The sequence below is a fragment of the Pseudomonas sp. K8 genome (genome assembly GCF_014889455.1).
Classification (GTDB): Bacteria; Pseudomonadota; Gammaproteobacteria; order Pseudomonadales; family Pseudomonadaceae; genus Aquipseudomonas; species Aquipseudomonas veronii.
This window is the reverse complement of sequence record NZ_VJWO01000006.1, coordinates 135,118-152,783: the sequence shown is the minus strand read 5'-3', so window position 1 is coordinate 152,783 and position 17,666 is coordinate 135,118. Positions and strand designations below refer to the sequence as shown.

17 protein-coding genes are annotated in these 17,666 nt (G+C 58.1%); all 17 read left to right on the top strand.

Annotated features, from left to right (window positions below):
- The first annotated feature begins 1 nt into the window (after position 1).
- The 17 genes from yidC (at position 2) to INT12_RS06620 (ending at position 17,662) form a co-directional block, all read left to right on the top strand.
- Positions 2-1,684 carry a membrane protein insertase YidC gene (gene yidC, locus INT12_RS06700; RefSeq protein WP_046484436.1) on the top strand — a complete coding sequence of 561 codons (1,683 nt, stop codon included), beginning with the start codon at positions 2-4 and terminating at the stop codon, positions 1,682-1,684.
- Positions 1,685-1,763: 79 nt separating this feature from the next.
- Complete coding sequence (mnmE, locus tag INT12_RS06695; protein WP_017848941.1) at positions 1,764-3,134, top strand: tRNA uridine-5-carboxymethylaminomethyl(34) synthesis GTPase MnmE; 1,371 nt, start codon at positions 1,764-1,766, stop codon at positions 3,132-3,134.
- A 551-nt stretch (positions 3,135-3,685) separates the two neighbouring features.
- Complete coding sequence (mnmG, locus tag INT12_RS06690; RefSeq protein ID WP_057004955.1) at positions 3,686-5,578, top strand: tRNA uridine-5-carboxymethylaminomethyl(34) synthesis enzyme MnmG; 1,893 nt, start codon at positions 3,686-3,688, stop codon at positions 5,576-5,578.
- On the top strand, positions 5,575-6,219 hold the full coding sequence (gene rsmG, locus INT12_RS06685; RefSeq protein WP_026140276.1) for a 16S rRNA (guanine(527)-N(7))-methyltransferase RsmG: 645 nt from the start codon (positions 5,575-5,577) through the stop codon (positions 6,217-6,219). The genes mnmG and rsmG overlap by 4 nt, the downstream gene beginning before the upstream one ends.
- 18 nt (positions 6,220-6,237) lie before the next feature.
- The gene (locus tag INT12_RS06680) at positions 6,238-7,035 is read left to right on the top strand and encodes a ParA family protein (protein WP_016978715.1); all 798 of its coding nucleotides are present in this window, start codon (positions 6,238-6,240) and stop codon (positions 7,033-7,035) included.
- A 9-nt stretch (positions 7,036-7,044) separates the two neighbouring features.
- Positions 7,045-7,917, top strand: a complete 873-nt coding sequence (locus tag INT12_RS06675) for a ParB/RepB/Spo0J family partition protein (protein ID WP_017848938.1) — start codon at positions 7,045-7,047, stop codon at positions 7,915-7,917.
- A gap of 148 nt (positions 7,918-8,065) precedes the next feature.
- Entirely contained in the window at positions 8,066-8,473 is a 408-nt protein-coding gene (locus tag INT12_RS06670) for a F0F1 ATP synthase subunit I (RefSeq protein WP_026140275.1), read from the top strand.
- Positions 8,474-8,489: 16 nt separating this feature from the next.
- On the top strand, positions 8,490-9,359 hold the full coding sequence (gene atpB, locus INT12_RS06665) for a F0F1 ATP synthase subunit A (protein WP_017848936.1): 870 nt from the start codon (positions 8,490-8,492) through the stop codon (positions 9,357-9,359).
- 133 nt (positions 9,360-9,492) lie between these two features.
- Positions 9,493-9,750 (top strand): F0F1 ATP synthase subunit C, encoded by a 258-nt coding sequence (gene atpE / locus INT12_RS06660; RefSeq protein ID WP_002555987.1) that lies wholly within the window; start codon positions 9,493-9,495, stop codon positions 9,748-9,750.
- Positions 9,751-9,807: 57 nt separating this feature from the next.
- Entirely contained in the window at positions 9,808-10,278 is a 471-nt protein-coding gene (locus tag INT12_RS06655) for a F0F1 ATP synthase subunit B (protein WP_015886647.1), read from the top strand.
- A gap of 12 nt (positions 10,279-10,290) precedes the next feature.
- Positions 10,291-10,827 (top strand): F0F1 ATP synthase subunit delta, encoded by a 537-nt coding sequence (locus INT12_RS06650; protein WP_193058795.1) that lies wholly within the window; start codon positions 10,291-10,293, stop codon positions 10,825-10,827.
- A 21-nt stretch (positions 10,828-10,848) separates the two neighbouring features.
- Entirely contained in the window at positions 10,849-12,393 is a 1,545-nt protein-coding gene (gene atpA, locus INT12_RS06645; RefSeq protein ID WP_017848933.1) for a F0F1 ATP synthase subunit alpha, read from the top strand.
- A 50-nt stretch (positions 12,394-12,443) separates the two neighbouring features.
- Positions 12,444-13,304 (top strand): F0F1 ATP synthase subunit gamma, encoded by an 861-nt coding sequence (atpG, locus tag INT12_RS06640; RefSeq protein WP_017848932.1) that lies wholly within the window; start codon positions 12,444-12,446, stop codon positions 13,302-13,304.
- Between the two features lie 27 nt (positions 13,305-13,331).
- Positions 13,332-14,711, top strand: coding sequence for a F0F1 ATP synthase subunit beta (gene atpD, locus INT12_RS06635; RefSeq protein WP_010565871.1), 1,380 nt, complete (start codon positions 13,332-13,334; stop codon positions 14,709-14,711).
- Between the two features lie 44 nt (positions 14,712-14,755).
- Positions 14,756-15,181, top strand: coding sequence for a F0F1 ATP synthase subunit epsilon (locus INT12_RS06630; RefSeq protein ID WP_017848931.1), 426 nt, complete (start codon positions 14,756-14,758; stop codon positions 15,179-15,181).
- A gap of 115 nt (positions 15,182-15,296) precedes the next feature.
- Entirely contained in the window at positions 15,297-16,664 is a 1,368-nt protein-coding gene (gene glmU / locus INT12_RS06625) for a bifunctional UDP-N-acetylglucosamine diphosphorylase/glucosamine-1-phosphate N-acetyltransferase GlmU (RefSeq protein WP_046484441.1), read from the top strand.
- Positions 16,665-16,891: 227 nt separating this feature from the next.
- Positions 16,892-17,662 carry a DeoR/GlpR family DNA-binding transcription regulator gene (locus INT12_RS06620; protein ID WP_169885952.1) on the top strand — a complete coding sequence of 257 codons (771 nt, stop codon included), beginning with the start codon at positions 16,892-16,894 and terminating at the stop codon, positions 17,660-17,662.
- The last annotated feature ends 4 nt before the right edge of the window (positions 17,663-17,666 follow it).

The following is a 17,666-nucleotide window of genomic DNA, read 5'->3' as shown; positions in this document are numbered from 1 at the left end:
CATGGATATTAAACGCACGATCCTGATCGTCGCCCTGGCAATCGTGTCCTACGTCATGGTTCTTAAGTGGAACCAGGACTACGGCCAAGCTGCCCTGCCGACTCAGAATGTTGCTGCCAATCAGGCTGCGCCGGCTATTCCGGACACCCCGCTGGGTAACAATGCGTCCGCGAGTGCCGATGTTCCCAGCGCGAATGGCGAGACAAGCGCCCCTGTAGAAACGCCAGTTGTCACCAATAAAGACCTCATCCATGTGAAAACGGATGTGCTCGACCTGGCTATCGATCCACAAGGTGGTGATATCGCGCAGCTGAAACTGCCGCTGTATCCACGTCGCCAAGACCATCCGGATGTTCCGTTCCAGCTGTTCGATAACGGCGGCGAACGCGTTTATCTGGCACAAAGCGGCCTGACCGGCACCAACGGTCCGGATGCGCGTGCTACCGGTCGTCCGGTTTATTCGACCGAACAGAAGACTTATCAACTGGCTGACGGCCAGAACCAGTTGAACGTCGACCTGAAATTCAGCCTCGACGGCGTCAACTACATCAAACGCTTCAGCTTCACCCGCGGTTTGTACGACTTGAAGGTCACTTACCTGATCGACAACGAAAGCGACAAACCGTGGAGCGGCAACCTGTTTGCCCAGCTCAAGCGTGATGGCAGCTCCGATCCTTCTTCCAGCACTGCCACCGGCACCGCGACTTACCTGGGCGCCGCCCTGTGGACAAGTAACGAGCCGTACAAAAAAGTGTCGATGAAAGATATCGACAAGGGCGCGCTGAAAGAAACCGTGCAGGGTGGTTGGGTTGCCTGGTTGCAACACTACTTCGTGACCGCGTGGATCCCGAACAAGGGTGAAGCCAACCTGGTTCAGACCCGCAAGGACAGCCAGGGCAACTACATCATCGGCTTTACTGGCCCGACGTTGACCGTTGCTCCAGGCGCCAAGGCTGAAACCACCGCGACCCTGTACGCCGGCCCGAAAAGCCAGGCAGTGCTCAAAGAGTTATCCCCAGGTCTGGAACTGACTGTGGATTACGGCATCCTGTGGTTCATTGCCCAGCCGATCTTCTGGCTGCTGCAACATATCCACAGCATCGTCGGCAACTGGGGCTTCTCGATCATCTTCCTGACGATGCTGATCAAGGGGATCTTCTTCCCACTGTCGGCCGCCAGCTACAAGTCGATGGCGCGCATGCGTGCCGTGGCCCCGAAACTGGCCGCGCTGAAAGAACAACATGGCGACGACCGGCAGAAAATGTCGCAGGCCATGATGGAGCTGTACAAGAAAGAGAAGATCAACCCGCTGGGTGGATGCTTGCCGATTCTGGTGCAGATGCCGGTATTCCTGTCGCTGTACTGGGTACTCCTGGAAAGCGTGGAAATGCGCCAGGCACCGTTCATGCTGTGGATAACTGACCTGTCGATCAAAGACCCGTTCTTTATCCTGCCGATCATCATGGGCGCGACCATGTTCATCCAGCAGCGTCTGAACCCGACTCCGCCGGATCCGATGCAGGCCAAGGTAATGAAAATGATGCCAATCATCTTCACCTTCTTCTTCCTGTGGTTCCCGGCTGGTCTGGTGCTGTACTGGGTGGTCAACAACGTGTTGTCGATCTCTCAACAGTGGTACATCACACGTAAGATCGAAGCGGCTACCAAAAAAGCCGCGGCGTAACTTACTCTGTGGATAACCACTCAAGACGCCCCCTAGTGGGGCGTTTTGCTTTCCGTCACTTTTGTTCTGGAACCTGCTGATGAGCGCTCCTCGTGAAACCATCGCTGCTGTCGCTACCGCCCAAGGTCGCGGCGGTGTCGGTATCGTTCGAATTTCCGGGCCGCTCGCCGGCATGGCCGCCAAGGCCATCAGCGGTCGTGAGTTGAAACCGCGCTACGCCCATTACGGCGCGTTTCTGGATGCGGATAACCAGGTGCTGGACGAAGGCCTGGCCCTCTATTTCCCGGGGCCGAATTCCTTTACCGGTGAAGACGTCCTTGAATTGCAGGGCCACGGCGGCCCCGTCGTGCTGGATATGCTGCTGCAGCGCTGCCTGCAACTGGGCTGTCGCCTGGCCCGGCCTGGAGAATTCAGCGAGCGTGCATTCCTCAACGACAAACTCGACCTGGCCCAGGCCGAAGCCATTGCCGATTTGATCGAGGCCAGTTCTGCACAGGCGGCGCGCAACGCCTTGCGCTCACTGCAGGGCGCGTTTTCCCTGCGCGTGCATAACTTGACCGAGCAACTGATCAGCCTGCGCATCTATGTGGAGGCGGCGATTGATTTTCCGGAAGAAGAAATCGACTTCCTCGCCGATGGCCATGTGTTGGCGATGCTGGATAAAGTCCGCGACGAGTTATCCACAGTACTGCGCGAAGCCGGGCAGGGCGCGTTGTTGCGCGACGGCATGACCGTGGTGATTGCCGGGCGCCCCAATGCGGGCAAATCCAGCCTGCTCAATGCCCTGGCGGGCCGTGAAGCGGCGATCGTCACCGAGATTGCCGGCACCACCCGGGATATCCTGCGCGAACATATCCACATCGACGGCATGCCGCTGCACGTCGTCGATACGGCCGGGCTGCGTGACACCGACGACCAGGTGGAAAAGATCGGCGTGGAACGCGCCCTCAAGGCCATCGGCGAAGCCGACCGCGTGCTGCTGGTGGTAGACGCCACCGCGCCCGAGGCGGTGGACCCTTTCGCCCTGTGGCCGGAATTCCTCGAGCAACGGCCCGACCCGGCCAAAGTCACCTTGATCCGCAACAAGGCTGACCTGACCGGCGAAGCCATTGCCATGGAGACCAGCGAGGATGGCCACGTCACGATCAGCCTGAGTGCCAAGTCGGCCGGGGATGGCCTGGAGTTGCTGCGCGAACACCTCAAAGCCTGCATGGGCTATGAGCAGACGTCGGAAAGCAGCTTCAGCGCCCGTCGCAGGCACCTGGAGGCGCTGCGCCATGCCAGCGCGGCCCTGGAGCATGGTCGGGCGCAGCTGACCTTGGCAGGCGCCGGTGAGCTGCTGGCTGAGGATTTACGCCAGGCGCAGCAGCTATTGGGCGAGATCACCGGGGCATTCAGCTCGGATGACCTGCTGGGGCGGATCTTTTCCAGCTTCTGTATCGGTAAATAGACCTTCGTTGTCCACAGACAGGCCATTCGTGCCTGTCTGTTTCTCTTGTTTCAGCCGATTTCCTCTCTTTCTGCACTCCTGACCCAGCCATTGGTGGCCTCGCCGTGGGCGCGATTTGCGTTGGCGCAGCAATTTCTGTGGATTAAGCCCTGTGAATAACCGCGCCTGTGCCCGGTTGATAACAGGGCTTGAAACCTGAGCGAAAACCCCTCTGTGGATAACAGCCTGTTTAATCCACAGGCTTAAAGCACTTATCCACGCCGCTCATGGACACATGACCACAGACTTTTGAATCTCTGTACATTACGTAAATAAAGGGCTGTAGCAATCTATCCACAGAAAGTAGGCTCAGTATAAATAAACATAAAAACAAAGATTTAATATCTTTCTCTCTTTTAATTTCTATTGTCTGTGATTCATCCACAGCTGGTTAAATTTTGTGCAAAGGGTTCTTTAGGAAGGGCTAAGTCCCTATACTGGCCGCCAAAGCTCTAAAACCAGCTCAATCAATCAATTCCTAATTACCTACATAAGCAGGCACGAGGTGCGTGGTGGATTTCCCTTCCCGTTTTGAAGTGATCGTCATCGGCGGCGGTCATGCCGGTACCGAGGCAGCACTGGCCTCAGCACGCATGGGTGCAAAAACCCTGTTGCTGACGCACAACGTGGAAACCCTTGGTGCCATGAGTTGCAACCCTGCCATTGGCGGCATTGGCAAAAGCCATCTGGTCAAGGAAATCGACGCCCTTGGCGGCGCGATGGCCATGGCCACCGACAAAGGGGGTATTCAATTTCGTGTGCTGAACAGCCGCAAAGGCCCAGCCGTGCGTGCGACCCGGGCACAAGCCGACCGCATCCTGTACAAGGCGGCGGTACGCGAAACCCTGGAAAACCAGGCGAACCTGTGGATATTTCAACAGGCAGCCGATGACCTGATCGTCGAACAAGACCAGGTCCGCGGTGTTGTCACCCAGATGGGCCTGCGTTTCTTCGCTGAATCCGTGGTGTTGACCACCGGCACGTTCCTCGGTGGACTTATCCACATCGGCATGCAGAACTATTCCGGTGGCCGCGCCGGCGATCCGCCGTCGATTGCCCTGGCACAACGCCTGCGCGAACTGCCGCTGCGCGTCGGTCGCCTGAAAACCGGTACGCCGCCGCGGATCGATGGGCGTTCGGTGGATTTCTCGGTGATGACCGAGCAGGCCGGCGATACGCCGATTCCGGTGATGTCGTTCATGGGTTCGAAAGAGCAGCACCCGAAACAGGTGAGCTGCTGGATTACCCACACCAATGCGCGTACCCACGAAATCATTGCCGCGAACCTCGACCGTTCGCCGATGTATTCCGGGGTAATCGAAGGCATCGGCCCGCGTTACTGCCCGTCGATCGAAGACAAGATCCACCGCTTTGCCGACAAGGAAAGCCACCAGGTCTTCATCGAGCCCGAAGGCTTGACCACTCACGAGCTGTACCCGAACGGGATTTCCACTTCCCTGCCGTTCGACGTGCAAATCCAGATCGTGCAATCGATTCGCGGCATGGAAAACGCGCACATCGTGCGTCCCGGCTACGCCATCGAGTACGACTACTTCGACCCGCGTGACCTGAAATACAGCCTGGAAACCAAAGTGATCGGCGGTCTGTTTTTCGCCGGGCAAATCAATGGCACCACCGGTTACGAAGAAGCCGGCGCCCAAGGTTTGCTGGCCGGGGCCAACGCCGCGTTGCGCGCTCAGGGCAAAGACAGCTGGTGCCCGCGTCGCGATGAAGCGTATATCGGCGTGTTGGTCGACGACCTGATCACCCTGGGTACCCAGGAACCGTACCGGATGTTCACTTCGCGAGCGGAATACCGTCTGATCCTGCGCGAAGACAACGCCGACCTGCGCCTGACCGAAAAAGGCCGCGAGTTGGGCCTGGTGGATGACGCGCGTTGGGCGGCTTTCTGCAAGAAACGCGAAAGTATCGACCTGGAAGAGCAGCGCCTGAAAAGCACCTGGGTTCGCCCGGGTACCGAGCAGGGCGACGCGATAGCCGAAAAATTCGGCACGCCGCTGACCCACGAGTACAACCTGCTGAACCTGCTGTCCCGTCCGGAAATCGACTACGCTGGTCTGATTGAAGTGACCGGCGGCGGCGCAGACGATCCGCAGGTCGCCGAACAGGTCGAGATCAAAACCAAGTACGCCGGTTATATCGATCGCCAGCAGGACGAGATCGCTCGCCTGCGCGCCAGTGAAGACACCAAGCTGCCTGTGGATATCGATTACACCGGGATTTCCGGGCTGTCGAAAGAAATCCAAAGCAAGCTGGGGATAACTCGCCCGGAAACCCTGGGCCAGGCTTCACGGATCCCCGGTGTCACCCCGGCAGCCATTTCGCTGTTGATGATTCATTTGAAAAAACGCGGCGCGGGCCGTCAGTTGGAGCAAAGCGCTTGAGTTCGTTGGTCACCTCGCAACACGCCGAAGAGTTATCCACAGGAGCACGCCAGTTGGGTGTCGACCTGAGCCCCGCCCAGCACGAGTTGCTGCTCGGCTACCTGGCCCTGTTGATCAAATGGAACAAGGCTTACAACCTGACGGCGGTGCGCGACCCCGACGAAATGGTCTCGCGCCACTTGCTCGACAGCCTGAGCGTGATGCCGTTCATCGAAAACGGCCGCTGGCTCGACGTCGGCAGCGGCGGCGGGATGCCCGGCATTCCGCTCGCTATCCTGTTTCCCGAGTCGCAAGTGACCTGCCTGGACAGTAACGGCAAGAAGACCCGCTTCCTGACCCAGGTCAAACTCGAACTGAAGCTGGACAACCTGCAAGTTATCCACAGTCGCGTCGAAGCCTTCACGCCGCCGCAGCCTTTCAACGGAATTGTTTCCCGGGCTTTCAGCAGCATGGAGAATTTCAGCAACTGGACCCGCCACTTAGGCGACCGCGACACACGTTGGCTGGCAATGAAGGGCGTTCATCCAAGCGACGAGCTGTTAGCATTGCCGGCAGACTTCCACCTCGATAGCGAACACGCCTTGGCCGTACCCGGTTGCCAAGGCCAACGCCATCTGCTGATACTGCGCCGCACGGCATGATTGGGAACACAAGCAAGAATGGCTAAGGTATTCGCGATAGCGAACCAGAAAGGTGGCGTGGGTAAAACCACCACCTGCATCAACCTCGCAGCATCCCTGGTCGCGACCAAGCGCCGGGTGCTGTTGATCGATCTCGATCCACAGGGCAACGCCACCATGGGTAGCGGTGTGGATAAACACGGCCTGGAAAACTCGGTCTACGACTTGCTGATCGGCGAGTGCGACCTGGCCCAGGCCATGCACTATTCCGAACACGGCGGTTATCAACTGCTGCCGGCCAACCGCGACCTGACGGCGGCGGAAGTGGTGCTGCTGGAAATGCAGATGAAAGAAAGCCGTCTGCGCAGCGCCTTGGCGCCGATCCGCGAGAATTACGATTACATCTTGATCGACTGCCCGCCGTCGCTGTCGATGCTGACGCTCAATGCGCTGGTGGCCGCCGATGGCGTGATTATCCCCATGCAGTGCGAGTACTACGCACTGGAAGGCTTGAGCGACCTTGTGGATAACATCAAGCGCATCGCCGAACTGCTCAACCCGAACCTGCAGATCGAAGGCCTGCTGCGGACCATGTTCGATCCGCGCCTGAGCCTGATGAACGATGTGTCGGCGCAGCTCAAGGAACACTTCGGCGATCAGTTGTACGACACCGTGATCCCACGCAACATCCGCCTGGCCGAAGCGCCAAGCTATGGCATGCCCGCGCTGGCGTATGACAAGTCCTCGCGTGGCGCCATTGCCTACCTGGCATTGGCCGGCGAGATGGTTCGTCGTCAACGCCGCAACTCCCGTACCGCTGCAGCCCAGCCAACTTAAGGAAACCCCATGGCCGTCAAGAAACGAGGTCTCGGACGTGGACTGGATGCACTGCTGAGTGGTCCGACTGTCACGACCCTTGAAGAACAAGCGGTACAGGCCGACGAGCGCGAGCTGCAGCACTTGCCGCTGGACCTGATCCAGCGCGGCAAATACCAGCCGCGCCGGGACATGGACCCGCAGGCGCTGGAAGAACTGGCCAACTCGATCAAGGCCCAGGGCGTGATGCAGCCGATCGTGGTCCGCCCGATTGGCGCCGGCCGCTTTGAAATCATCGCCGGCGAACGCCGCTGGCGCGCGAGCCAACAGGCCGGCAAGGAAACCATCCCGGCGATGGTGCGCGATGTGCCGGATGAAACCGCCATCGCCATGGCGTTGATCGAGAACATCCAGCGCGAAGACCTCAATCCGATCGAAGAAGCGATCGCTTTGCAGCGTTTGCAGCAGGAATTCCAGTTGACCCAGCAACAAGTGGCCGATGCCGTGGGCAAATCCCGCGTGACCGTGTCCAACCTGCTGCGCCTGATCGCACTGCCGGAAGTCATCAAGACGATGCTTTCCCATGGCGACCTCGAAATGGGGCATGCGCGTGCTTTGCTCGGTTTACCGGAAAATCAACAGGTTGAAGGGGCGCGACACGTTGTCGCACGAGGCCTAACCGTTCGTCAGACCGAGGCCCTGGTTCGACAGTGGCTCAGTGGTAAACCTGCACCGGTCGAAGCGGTCAAAACTGATCCGGATATCGCGCGTCTCGAACAGCGCCTGGCCGAGCGCCTGGGCTCTGCGGTGCAAATTCGGCATGGCAAGAAGGGTAAAGGCCAACTGGTCATCGGCTATAACTCGCTAGATGAGCTTCAGGGTGTTCTTGCCCACATCCGCTGAAACAATTGCTTATGTAGCGTGTGATCGGAAATCACTACCTGACAGTTGAATAGGGGCAGAACCGCCCCTATACTCTGCGCGCATTTTGTCGGCACAAATTATGCCAAGTTATTGATTTCCGGCAGCCGACCATTGAGGAGCAAGAGTGGTGGAAACCCGCACGCCAAACACGTCGTCGTTCCATCGCTTGGCCGTTTTCCCGGTTCTATTGGCGCAATTTGTCATTTTGCTGATCGCCGCACTGGCGCTTTGGTATTGGCATGGAGTCGTAGCGGGATACTCGGGACTCTGCGGAGGCCTGATAGCCTTGCTGCCCAATATGTATTTTGCTCACAGGGCCTTTCGGTTTTCCGGCGCCCGAGCAGCCCAGGCCATCGTCCGGTCTTTTTATGCCGGCGAGGCGGGGAAATTGATTTTGACGGCAGTGCTGTTTGCACTGACCTTTGCAGGTGTGAAGCCATTGGCGCCGCTGGCTGTATTCAGCGTCTTCGTGTTGACCCAACTGGTCAGCTGGTTCGCTCCCCTGCTAATGAAAACAAGACTTTCGAAACCTTAGGGCGTTTGAGGCAACCATGGCAGAAACAACCGCTTCGGGCTATATCCAGCACCACTTGCAGAACCTGACCTTCGGTCAGCTTCCCAACGGCGGCTGGGGCTTCGCCCACACCGCAGCAGAAGCCAAAGAAATGGGCTTCTGGGCTTTCCACCTGGATACTCTGGGCTGGTCGGTCGCATTGGGTCTGATTTTCGTCCTGATTTTCCGCATGGCGGCAAAGAAGGCGACTTCCGGTCAACCGGGTGCCCTGCAGAACTTCGTTGAAGTATTGGTCGAATTCGTCGATGGCAGCGTGAAAGACAGCTTCCATGGCCGTAGCCCGGTGATTGCACCGCTGGCACTGACCATCTTCGTCTGGGTGTTCCTGATGAACGCCGTCGACCTGATTCCGGTCGACTGGATTCCTCAGCTGGCCATCCTGATCACTGGCGATCACCACATTCCATTCCGTGCGGTGTCCACCACTGACCCTAACGCCACCCTGGGCATGGCCCTGTCGGTGTTCGCGTTGATCATTTTCTACAGCATCAAGGTCAAGGGCATCGGCGGCTTCATCGGCGAACTGACCCTGCACCCGTTCGGCAGCAAGAACATCTTCGTTCAAGCCCTGCTGATCCCGGTGAACTTCCTGCTGGAATTCGTGACCCTGGTCGCCAAGCCGATCTCCCTGGCCTTGCGACTGTTCGGCAACATGTATGCCGGCGAGCTGGTGTTCATTCTGATCGCTGTGATGTTCGGCAGCGGTCTGCTCTGGCTTAGCGGCCTGGGCGTTGTTCTGCAGTGGGCGTGGGCTGTGTTCCACATCCTGATCATCACCCTGCAGGCGTTTATCTTCATGATGCTGACCATCGTCTACCTGTCGATGGCGCACGAAGAGAACCATTAAGGCCAGTCTCGACTAGTCTGATGTCCTTCCCGGTAAAACGGGAAGGTGGCCTGAAAGGGCTATGAAACGATTTGTTTTACCGCTTTAAAATCTAAAAAACCTAAACCATACGACGTAAAAGTCGGGAGGAAAGATGGAAACTGTAGTTGGTCTAACCGCTATCGCTGTTGCACTGTTGATCGGCCTGGGCGCCCTGGGTACTGCCATTGGTTTCGGCCTGCTTGGCGGCAAATTCCTGGAAGGCGCAGCGCGTCAGCCAGAAATGGTTCCAATGCTGCAAGTTAAAATGTTCATCGTCGCCGGCCTGCTCGACGCCGTGACCATGATCGGCGTTGGTATCGCTCTGTTCTTCACTTTCGCGAACCCCTTCGTTGGTCAACTCGCTGGCTAATCACTCGAATTTTCGAGTTGATTGGGGTGATGGACAACGAATGAGCGAGGTGTTGGCGTGAACATTAATGCAACCCTGATTGGCCAATCCGTTGCGTTCTTCATTTTTGTAGTGTTTTGCATGAAGTTCGTGTGGCCTCCGGTCATCGCGGCTTTGCACGAACGTCAGAAGAAGATCGCGGATGGTTTGGACGCTGCCAGCCGTGCAGCTCGCGACCTGGAGTTGGCCCAAGAGAAAGTGGGTCATCAACTGCGCGATGCTAAAGCACAGGCAGCTGAAATCATTGAGCAAGCCAAGAAGCGCGGCAACCAGATCGTCGAAGAGGCTGTTGAAAAAGCCCGCGTCGAAGCTGATCGTGTGAAGGCTTCGGCTCATGCCGAGATCGAACAGGAACTGAACGGCGTCAAAGACGCGCTGCGTGCCCAACTGGGTGCGCTGGCGGTCGGCGGTGCCGAGAAGATCCTCGGTGCCACAATCGATCAAAACGCGCACGCGGAGCTGGTTAATAAACTGGCTGCTGAAATTTAAGCGAGGGCGATCATGGCAGAACTGACCACGTTGGCCCGACCTTACGCTAAGGCAGCCTTCGAGCACGCCCAGGCCCACCAGCAGCTGGCCTCTTGGTCAGCCATGCTCGGCCTGGCTGCAGCAGTGTCGCAAGACGACACCATGCAGCGCGTGCTCAAGGCCCCGCGCCTGACGAGCGCAGACAAGGCCGCCACGTTTATTGACGTGTGCGGCGACAAGTTCGATGTGAAAGTGCAGAACTTCATTCACGTCGTTGCCGAAAACGACCGTCTCCCGCTTCTGCCGGAGATTGCCGCTCTGTTCGACCTGTTCAAGGCCGAGCAAGAGAAGTCGGTAGACGTTGAAGTGACCAGTGCTTTTGCATTGAACCAAGAACAGCAAGACAAACTCGCCAAGGTTCTCAGTGCACGACTCGACCGGGAAGTGCGCCTGCAAGTTGCGGAAGACAAATCCCTCATTGGGGGCATTGTCATTCGCGCCGGCGACCTGGTTATCGATGGCTCGGTTCGCGGCAAACTCGCGAGCCTTGCCGACGCATTGAAATCTTGAGTTTGAAGGGGCAGCAGAGCAATGCAGCAACTCAATCCTTCCGAAATAAGTGAAATTATCAAGGGCCGCATCGACAAGCTCGATGTGACCTCCCAAGCCCGTAACGAAGGCACTGTCGTCAGCGTATCTGACGGCATCGTGCGGATTCACGGTCTGGCCGACGTCATGTACGGCGAGATGATCGAGTTTCCGGGCGGCGTCTACGGTATGGCCCTCAACCTGGAGCAAGACTCCGTAGGTGCCGTTGTATTGGGCGCGTACACCAGTCTGGCTGAAGGCATGAGCGCCAAGTGCACCGGCCGCATCCTGGAGGTTCCGGTTGGTAAGGAACTGCTGGGTCGCGTAGTCGACGCACTGGGTAACCCAGTTGACGGCAAAGGTCCGCTGAACAACACCGAGACCGATGCGGTCGAGAAAGTTGCTCCAGGCGTGATCTGGCGTAAGTCGGTAGACCAGCCTGTACAGACTGGCTACAAGGCTGTCGATGCCATGATCCCAGTCGGCCGTGGCCAGCGTGAGCTGATCATCGGTGACCGTCAGATCGGTAAAACCGCTCTGGCGATCGACGCGATCATCAACCAGAAGAACAGCGGCATTTTCTGCGTCTACGTAGCCATCGGTCAGAAACAATCGACCATCGCCAACGTGGTTCGCAAGCTGGAAGAAAACGGCGCCCTGGCCAACACGATCATCGTGGCTGCCAGTGCTTCGGAATCTCCTGCGCTGCAATTCCTGGCACCGTACTCCGGTTGCACCATGGGTGAATTCTTCCGCGACCGCGGTGAAGACGCGCTGATCGTTTATGACGATCTGTCCAAGCAAGCAGTGGCTTACCGCCAGATTTCCCTGCTGCTGCGCCGTCCACCAGGCCGTGAAGCCTACCCAGGCGACGTGTTCTATCTCCACTCCCGTCTGCTGGAGCGCGCATCCCGCGTTTCGGAAGAATACGTAGAGAAGTTCACCAACGGCGCAGTGACCGGCAAAACCGGTTCCCTGACCGCACTGCCGATCATCGAAACCCAGGCTGGCGACGTTTCCGCGTTCGTTCCGACCAACGTGATTTCCATCACCGACGGTCAGATCTTCCTGGAATCGGCCATGTTCAACTCGGGCATCCGCCCTGCAGTGAACGCCGGTGTTTCGGTATCCCGTGTGGGTGGTGCCGCTCAGACCAAGATCATCAAGAAGCTCTCCGGTGGTATCCGTACCGCTCTGGCTCAGTACCGTGAACTGGCGGCATTCGCCCAGTTCGCTTCTGACCTGGACGAAGCGACCCGTAAGCAACTTGAGCATGGTCAGCGCGTTACCGAGCTGATGAAGCAGAAGCAATACGCCCCGATGTCGATCGCTGACATGGCGTTGTCGCTGTATGCCGCTGAGCGTGGGTTCCTGACCGACGTTGAAATCGCCAAGGTCGGCAGCTTTGAACAAGCGCTGATTGCTTACTTCAACCGCGATCACGCCGAATTGATGGCGAAGATCAACGTGAAGGGTGACTTCAATGACGATATCGACGCTGGCATGAAAGCCGGTATCGAGAAGTTCAAGGCCACCCAAACCTGGTAAGCCGCAGCGGGAGCCGCAAGGCTCCCGCTTGCTAACCTGATAGGTGTTACATGGCAGGCGCAAAAGAGATTCGCAGTAAGATTGCGAGCATCAAAAGCACGCAAAAAATTACCAGCGCCATGGAAAAAGTGGCGGTCAGCAAAATGCGCAAGGCACAAATGCGTATGTCGGCTAGCCGTCCTTATGCGGAGCGTATCCGCCAGGTAATTGGGCATCTGGCCAACGCCAACCCGGAATACCGCCACCCGTTCATGATCGACCGCGAAGTTAAGCGTGTGGGTTATGTGGTAGTGAGCAGTGACCGTGGTTTGTGCGGTGGTTTGAATACCAACCTGTTCAAGGCCCTGGTCAAGGACATGGCGGTAAACCGCGAAAACGGCGTCGAGATCGATCTGTGTGTAGTTGGTAGCAAGGGTGCGGCCTTTTTCCGCAACTTCGGCGGTAACGTCGTTGCAGCTATCAGCCACCTGGGTGAAGAGCCGTCGATCAATGATTTGATCGGCAGTGTGAAGGTGATGCTGGATGCGTACCTGGAAGGCCGGATTGACCGCCTGTCCGTGGTATCCAACAAGTTCATCAACACCATGACCCAGCAGCCTACCGTGGAGCAATTGATTCCACTGGTGGCGACTCCGGATCAGGAACTCAAGCACCACTGGGACTACCTCTACGAACCAGACGCCAAAGAGCTGCTTGACGGCTTGATGGTGCGCTACGTGGAGTCGCAGGTGTACCAGGCGGTGGTCGAGAACAACGCAGCTGAACAAGCGGCGCGGATGATCGCGATGAAAAACGCTACCGATAACGCCGGTGATCTGATCAGCGATTTGCAGCTGATCTACAACAAGGCGCGTCAGGCTGCGATCACCCAAGAGATCTCGGAAATCGTCGGCGGCGCTGCCGCGGTTTAACGGTTCAAATATTCAGAGGATCCAGCTATGAGTAGCGGACGTATCGTTCAAATCATCGGCGCCGTTATCGACGTGGAATTTCCACGCGACAGCGTACCGAGCATCTACAACGCTTTGAAAGTACAAAGCGATGCAGGCACCACTCTGGAAGTTCAGCAGCAGCTGGGCGACGGCGTGGTTCGTACCATTGCAATGGGTTCCACCGAGGGCTTGAAGCGCGGTCTGGGTGTTCTGGACACTGGCGCTGCCATCTCCGTACCGGTCGGTAAAGCGACCCTGGGCCGGATCATGGACGTTCTGGGTAACCCGATTGACGAAGCTGGCCCGATCGACACCGAAGAGCGCTGGGGCATTCACCGTCCAGCACCTTCGTTCGCGGAACAAGCTGGCGGCAACGACCTGCTGGAAACCGGCATCAAGGTTATCGACCTGGTTTGCCCGTTCGCCAAGGGCGGTAAAGTCGGTCTGTTCGGTGGTGCCGGTGTAGGCAAGACCGTAAACATGATGGAACTGATCCGTAACATCGCCATCGAGCACAGCGGTTATTCCGTGTTCGCCGGTGTGGGTGAGCGTACTCGTGAGGGTAACGACTTCTACCACGAGATGAAGGACTCCAACGTTCTGGACAAAGTGGCACTGGTTTACGGTCAGATGAACGAGCCGCCGGGAAACCGTCTGCGCGTAGCACTGACCGGCCTGACCATGGCCGAGAAGTTCCGTGACGAAGGTAACGACGTTCTGCTGTTCGTCGACAACATCTATCGTTACACCCTGGCCGGTACTGAAGTATCCGCACTGCTGGGCCGTATGCCTTCGGCAGTAGGTTACCAGCCGACCCTGGCTGAAGAGATGGGCGTTCTGCAAGAACGTATCACTTCGACCAAGGAAGGTTCGATCACTTCGATCCAAGCGGTATACGTACCTGCGGATGACTTGACCGACCCGTCGCCAGCGACCACCTTCGCCCACTTGGACGCCACCGTCGTTCTGTCCCGTGACATCGCTTCCCTGGGTATCTACCCAGCGGTCGATCCACTCGACTCGACTTCGCGCCAGCTGGACCCGAACGTGATCGGCCAGGAGCACTACGACACCGCTCGCGGCGTTCAGTACGTGCTGCAGCGTTACAAAGAACTGAAGGACATCATTGCGATCCTGGGTATGGACGAGCTGTCGGAAACCGACAAGCAGTTGGTATCCCGCGCTCGTAAGATCCAGCGTTTCTTGTCGCAGCCGTTCTTCGTGGCTGAAGTCTTCACCGGTGCCTCGGGTAAATACGTTTCCCTGAAAGACACCATTGCTGGCTTCAAAGGCATCCTCAACGGTGACTACGACCACCTGCCAGAACAAGCGTTCTACATGGTCGGCGGCATCGAAGAAGCGATCGAGAAAGCCAAGAAACTGTAATCCCGGCGCCCGGCAACGGGCGCTCATCAGGTTGAGGCAATCAGATGGCTATGACAGTCCATTGCGATATCGTCAGCGCGGAAGGGCAAATCTTCTCCGGTCTGGTAGAAATGGTGATTGCACACGGCGAACTCGGTGACCTGGGTATTGCCATGGGCCACGCGCCGTTGATCACCAGTTTGAAGCCAGGTCCGATCACTCTGACCAAGCAAGGCGGGGACCGGGAGGTGTTTTACATCTCTGGTGGTTACCTCGAGGTTCAGCCGAACATGGTCAAGGTACTTGCCGACACCGTGCAACGTGCTGCTGACCTGGATGAAGCCTCCGCTCAGGCAGCCGTCAAGGCCGCCGAGAAGGCCCTGAACGAAAAAGGCGCAGATTTCGACTACGGTTCTGCTGCCGCTCGTCTGGCCGAGGCCGCAGCTCAGCTGCGTACCGTCCAGCAGATCCGCAAGAAGTTTGGCGGCTAAGCCGTTACGCCTCATGCGTGATTGATTAAAAAGGGTAGCCTCGGCTACCCTTTTTCTTTTTTTGCAAAACACTTCTCTGGTCTGAAGCCGGACCGCCCAGGATTGGTAGCCATTCATGTCTCTAGAAATCGTCATTCTCGCCGCTGGCCAGGGCACCCGCATGCGGTCGGCCTTGCCCAAAGTGCTGCACCCGGTGGCCGGTAACTCCATGCTTGGCCATGTTATCCACAGCGCCCGGCAACTGGCCCCGCAACGCATCCACGTCGTCATCGGCCACGGTGCCGATGTGGTGCGTGAACGCCTGGCCGCGGATGACCTGAATTTCGTATTGCAAGACAAGCAACTGGGCACCGGCCACGCTACCGCCCAAGCCGTGCCGTTCATCAAAGCCGACACGGTGCTGATCCTCTACGGCGACGTGCCCCTGATCGAAGTGGAAACCCTGCAGCGCCTGCTCAAGCACGTCGTGCCCGGCCAGATGGGCCTGCTCACCGTCGAACTGGATGACCCTACCGGCTACGGCCGCATCGTGCGCAACGCCGACGGCAAGGTCGCCGCTATCGTCGAGCACAAGGACGCCAGCGACGCCCAACGCGCCATCACCGAAGGCAACACCGGGATTCTCGCAGTGCCGGCCAATCGCCTGGCGGACTGGATGAGCCGTTTGTCCAACAACAACGCCCAGGGCGAGTACTACCTGACCGACGTGATCGAAATGGCCGTCAACGATGGCTTGCTGGTCGCCACCGAACAGCCCCACGACCCGATGGAAGTGCAGGGCGCCAACGACCGCAAGCAACTCGCCGAACTGGAGCGTCACTACCAACTGCGCGAAGGCCGCCGCCTGATGGCCCAGGGCGTGACCCTGCGCGACCCGGCGCGCTTCGATGTGCGCGGTGAAGTCACCGTGGGCCGGGATGTGCTGATCGACATCAACGTGATTCTTGAAGGTCGTGTGATCATCGAAGACGACGTGGTGATCGGGCCGAACTGCGTGATCAAGGACAGCACCCTGCGCAAGGGCGTGGTGATCAAGGCCAACAGCCATCTCGACGGTGCGGTGATGGGCGAGGGCAGCGATGCCGGCCCATTTGCGCGCCTGCGTCCCGGCAGCGTGTTGGAAGCCAAGGCCCATGTGGGTAACTTTGTCGAACTGAAAAACGCCCATCTGGGCGAAGGCGCCAAGGCCGGCCACCTGACGTACCTGGGCGATGCGGTGATCGGCGCGCGGACCAACGTCGGCGCCGGCACCATCACCTGCAATTACGATGGTGCCAACAAGTATCAGACGACGATTGGTGAAGATGTCTTCATCGGCTCCAATAACTCGCTGGTTGCACCTGTAACCATCGGTGATGGCTCAAACACCGCAGCGGGTTCAACCATCAATCAGGATGTGGATAAGTCCCAGCTTGCCGTAGCCCGCGCCCGTCAGCGCAACATCGACGGTTGGAAACGCCCGGTCAAAATCAAAAAGAGCTGAGTTATCCACAGTCTTATCAGCAACAAATAGCCAATGTGGGAGGGGGCTTGCCCCCGATGGCGACGGTCCAGTCAAAGCACTTAATGACTGACGCACTGCTATCGGGGGCAAGCCCCCTCCCACATTAGCCCTTCGCCAGTTTCAAAAATTTGCGGCATGCTGCTTGACGATCTTTCGCCAATAGGTTTTTATTGCCTTCGTTATCTTTCGAAACGAAACATAAATTCATCATGTCGAAACGAAATACACCCCAACGACGCCACAACATCCTGACCTTGCTCAATCAACTGGGCGAAGTCAGCGTGGATGAATTGGCCAAGCGTTTCGAAACCTCGGAAGTCACCATCCGCAAGGACCTGGCTGCCCTCGAAAGCAACGGCCTGCTGCTACGCCGTTACGGTGGCGCGATCACCATGCCCCAGGAACTCGTCGGCGACCCTGCCCAGCCGATCTCGGTCTACAAGCGCGCCATCGCGCGTGCCGCCGTGATGCGCCTGCGCGAACACGCACGCATCATCATCGACAGCGGCAGCACCACCGCCGCCATGATCCCCGAACTGGGCCACCAGCCCGGCCTGGTGGTGATGACCAACTCCCTGCATGTGGCCCGTGCCTTGAGCGAACTGGAACACGAGCCGGTGCTGCTGATGACCGGCGGCACCTGGGACCCGCATTCGGACTCGTTCCAGGGCCAGGTTGCCGAGCAGGTGCTACGTTCCTACGACTTTGATCAACTGTTCATCGGCGCCGACGGCATCGATCTGCAACGCGGCACCACCACGTTCAACGAACTGCTGGGCCTGAGCCGCGTGATGGCCGAGGTCGCCCGTGAAGTGGTGGTGATGGTCGAATCCGACAAGATCGGCCGCAAGATTCCCAACCTGGAACTGCCCTGGAGCAGCGTCCATACCCTGATTACCGATGATCGCCTGCCGCATGAGGCCCGCGACCAGATCCAAGCCCGCGGCATTACGCTGATATGCGCGGCAATCATCTAGGAGA

Bases quoted from the DNA above. Each gene is read 5' to 3' on its own strand.
- yidC (WP_046484436.1), top strand. From the start codon at position 2: ATGGATATTAAACGCACGATCCTGATCGTCGCCCTGGCAATCGTGTCC.
- mnmE (WP_017848941.1), top strand. From the start codon at position 1,764: ATGAGCGCTCCTCGTGAAACCATCGCTGCTGTCGCTACCGCCCAAGGT.
- INT12_RS06680 (WP_016978715.1), top strand. From the start codon at position 6,238: ATGGCTAAGGTATTCGCGATAGCGAACCAGAAAGGTGGCGTGGGTAAA.
- INT12_RS06675 (WP_017848938.1), top strand. From the start codon at position 7,045: ATGGCCGTCAAGAAACGAGGTCTCGGACGTGGACTGGATGCACTGCTG.
- atpB (WP_017848936.1), top strand. From the start codon at position 8,490: ATGGCAGAAACAACCGCTTCGGGCTATATCCAGCACCACTTGCAGAAC.
- atpE (WP_002555987.1), top strand. From the start codon at position 9,493: ATGGAAACTGTAGTTGGTCTAACCGCTATCGCTGTTGCACTGTTGATC.
- INT12_RS06650 (WP_193058795.1), top strand. From the start codon at position 10,291: ATGGCAGAACTGACCACGTTGGCCCGACCTTACGCTAAGGCAGCCTTC.
- atpA (WP_017848933.1), top strand. From the start codon at position 10,849: ATGCAGCAACTCAATCCTTCCGAAATAAGTGAAATTATCAAGGGCCGC.
- atpG (WP_017848932.1), top strand. From the start codon at position 12,444: ATGGCAGGCGCAAAAGAGATTCGCAGTAAGATTGCGAGCATCAAAAGC.
- atpD (WP_010565871.1), top strand. From the start codon at position 13,332: ATGAGTAGCGGACGTATCGTTCAAATCATCGGCGCCGTTATCGACGTG.
- INT12_RS06630 (WP_017848931.1), top strand. From the start codon at position 14,756: ATGGCTATGACAGTCCATTGCGATATCGTCAGCGCGGAAGGGCAAATC.
- glmU (WP_046484441.1), top strand. From the start codon at position 15,297: ATGTCTCTAGAAATCGTCATTCTCGCCGCTGGCCAGGGCACCCGCATG.